This window comes from Corynebacterium sp., assembly GCF_030530965.1.
GTDB lineage: Bacteria > Actinomycetota > Actinomycetes > Mycobacteriales > Mycobacteriaceae > Corynebacterium.
This window is the reverse complement of record NZ_JAUMTY010000067.1, coordinates 7,087-9,091: the sequence shown is the minus strand read 5'-3', so window position 1 is coordinate 9,091 and position 2,005 is coordinate 7,087. Positions and strand designations below refer to the sequence as shown.

The window sequence follows — 2,005 nt, the reverse complement described above, 5'->3', positions numbered from 1 at the left end:
CCCATTCCCGCACTTCGCGCGGCCAAAATGTAGTCCTGGCTGAGGACTTGGCGGGTGCCTGCGCGCGATACGCGGGCAAAGCTCGGGATAAACGCAATCCCAATGGCAACCATCTCTGATGACGTGCCGACGCCGACAACCGATCCGGCGATGATCGCCAGCAGGAGAGCCGGGAATGCCAGCGCTAAATCCGACAGCCGCATAATGAAGGAATCGAGCCATCCTCCGCGGACGGCCGCAAGGATCCCGAGCGGAACGCCGACGCCGGCGCCAATTGCGACCGCGAGAACGCTCACTTCGAGGGAGATCTGGGATCCGACCATGATTCGCGATAACGTATCCCGGCCGTATCGGTCGGTTCCCATCCAGTGGTCCCAACTCGGGGGTTGCAGTGCCGACGCCGGGTTAGCCTCTTGCGGCCCATACGGCGTCCAGATCAGTGAGACCAGCGCGACAAGGACGACCAGGCTCACCACGGCCGCCCCCACCATGAACATGACGCGGTGGTTGGCGCGGGTCACCGCCTGCAAACGTCGATTCTTCCCTGCCATCACTGGATTCGGTCTCCTGGAGCGTGGTGCATGCGTGCGTGCGTTAGACAAGGCGTGACCTCGACATTCTGGGGTCAATCAGCGCCGCTATGGCGTCGGCGGCCAGCGTGACGGTGAGCGTGATGGTGACCAGCATCATGACGCAGCTTTGGACGGTAATCATGTCGCGGCTATTCACCGCGTCAAGGACGTAGGATCCCAATCCGGGGATGACGAACACCTGCTCAATGAGCACAGCTCCGACGACAAGTGTGGCCATGTTGACGCCAATGACCGCCACGATGGGCACAGCTGCATTCCTCGCACCGTGGGCGACGAGGGCGTGAAGTGTCGATAAACCTGTTGACCTGGCGGTACGGATGTATTCCTGGTGCAGAACATCTAAGACAGCCGATCGAACATAGCGCGTCAGGATCGCTGCCTGAATGAAAGCCAACGCACAACACGGGAGGATGAGCCGTCGGAGGAAACCGGTGAAGGATTGGTTCGGGGGAACCCAGCCATTTGCAGGGAGGATGCTCCAGTGAACGGCAAAAAGCGAGATCAACAGGATACCGGCCAAGAAACTGGGGATGGCGATACCCACGTGCGCCAGCACCGACAGGGCAGTGCCGTCGGGTTTGTGGTTACGCATGGCCGCCCAGGTGCCCAGGGGTACGGCAAGCACAATGGCAAGAACCATGCTGGTCAGAACCAGAATGAGGCTGACCGCGGTCCGGTCCATCAGTATTGGCCCGATGTCCGTTCCGCTGGAGTAGGAGACGCCGAAGTGCCCATGCAGCATCCCGGTAACCCACGAAAAATACTGTGTGATCAGCGGTCGATCGGTCCCCAGCGTGTGCTTCATCGATTCGATGGCTTGTGGCGTCGCGGTCTCGCCCAGGGAAACTTCTGCGGGATCACCCGGAATGAGCCGCATGATCAAGAAAATGATGACCGACGCGGCCCACAGGGACACGATATAGCGCAGAGCGATCCTGCCTACGATGCGTACATGAGCTGTCATGATTCGCTCCGTGCGGTCGAGTGATGGGCGCGGCTAATACCAGCGAGTTCGAGCCCCTGCCCGGCAATAGTTGTGGGGATGCCGGTGAGGTCTTTATCCCGCACAACGATGTTGGGATAGATGAATATCGTGTTAGCACCTGCTTGATTCATGATCCGATCAACAGCTTTGCGCATGAGGGGCGCGTACTCATCAGGAGGCGCGGAATCCGCATTGGCCAAGAGTGTGCGTGTTTGCTCGTCATCGTAACCGAGGTAGTAGTCCGGGTTTCCGAACAATGTGGGAATGTCCCTGGCCTCAGCATGCTCAATGATGGACATGTCGTAGTCATGTTGGGTAAGAGTTTGAGACAACCACACGGCGGGGAATTCCTGCGATTCGATATGAGCATGAATTCCGACGTCCTCCAGCTCAGAAATAATGAGCTCTGCAGCATTGGTTGCATATG

Annotated in this window: 2 protein-coding genes and 1 pseudogene; all 3 read right to left on the bottom strand. The window is 58.9% G+C overall.

All coding sequences use genetic code 11. The features are described 5' to 3' along the window. Positions 1-551: ABC transporter permease (locus tag Q3981_RS09685; protein ID WP_368410108.1), on the bottom strand; the 551-nt coding region annotated here is incomplete at its 3' end. A 43-nt stretch (positions 552-594) separates the two neighbouring features. Next, positions 595-1,557 carry an ABC transporter permease gene (locus tag Q3981_RS09680; protein WP_303125727.1) on the bottom strand — a complete coding sequence of 321 codons (963 nt, stop codon included), beginning with the start codon at positions 1,555-1,557 and terminating at the stop codon, positions 595-597. Beyond that, a pseudogene (locus Q3981_RS09675) lies at positions 1,554-2,005 on the bottom strand (ABC transporter substrate-binding protein); the annotation flags it as partial. The gene Q3981_RS09680 and the pseudogene Q3981_RS09675, both read right to left, overlap by 4 nt.

Bases quoted from the DNA above. Each gene is read 5' to 3' on its own strand.
- Q3981_RS09680 (WP_303125727.1), bottom strand. From the start codon at position 1,557: ATGACAGCTCATGTACGCATCGTAGGCAGGATCGCTCTGCGCTATATC.